Source organism: Vibrio sp. 704 (assembly GCF_033339295.1).
In genome coordinates this window covers 1-915 of record NZ_JAWOUH010000194.1, presented here as the reverse complement: position 1 = coordinate 915, position 915 = coordinate 1, and the positions used below count along the sequence as shown (strand labels likewise).

Sequence of the window (915 nt, the reverse complement as noted above, 5' to 3'; positions counted from 1 at the left end):
AAATCTTAAGCAAACCAAAGTCATCGAAAGAGAGCGCCTCAACTTTATTGAAGAAGAAATTGCAAGTAACCAAGCTTTGGTCCAGAAGGGGTTTTCTGGCAAATCCACTTTGTTGCAACTCAAACGGCTTGCCGCAGAGGTTCGCAGTACTCTAAGTCAGCTTGATCGGCAATCTTTAACCGTTGGGAAAAGGTTAGACGAGAACCAAGCCAAGATAGAAGAGTTAAAGCTCGAAAGATTGAATGAAATCGTCGAAGAGTTGCGGAATACCAAAAAAGAAGTCGTTGCCATTCGTGAAGAGTATCGATCTGCTCAAGATGTGGTGGCTAGAACTTCAATCAATGCGCCAATCTCAGGCCGCGTAGTGAACATGCAAGTGTTCACTGAAAAGGGGGTTATTGGTTCAGGACAAACGTTGTTAGAGTTAGTGCCTCAAGATGATAAGTTGCTTGTTGAAGCAAGAGTCAATCCGCAAGACATTGACTTGATCAATCCAGGACAACAAGCGCATGTGCGATTAACCGCTCTGAATGCACGAACATTGGCTCCTCTCGATGGCACGGTGCTGACTGTTTCTGCGGATAAATTGTCACAAGAAAACCAAGATGACTATTACCTAGCGCGAATCTCAATTTCTCAAGATGATGTTGCCAAGTACCGTTTGACATCCGGAATGAACGCCGAAGTACTCATTTTGTCTGAGCCTCGAACACCGCTGAGTTATTTGATTAAGCCACTGACAGAAAGCATGAACCGAGCATTTCGAGAAGAATAGGTATTCTGTCTTCGAAGAAGCGTATTCACGCCAATTACATGCCTCGTTGGATATAGATCTCGTGGGGCATTTTTCTTTTTCAAATAGCGTATTTGAATCGGATATATGTTGCTAAGATTGAACCAATCTACCGATGGTTT

1 protein-coding gene is annotated in these 915 nt (G+C 43.4%); it reads left to right on the top strand.

What is annotated here, in order from left to right; all coding sequences use genetic code 11:
* A partial coding sequence (locus R7R24_RS25410; protein WP_318119876.1) for an HlyD family type I secretion periplasmic adaptor subunit occupies positions 1–775 on the top strand: 775 nt, incomplete at its 5' end.
* Between the last annotated feature and the right edge of the window lie 140 nt (positions 776–915).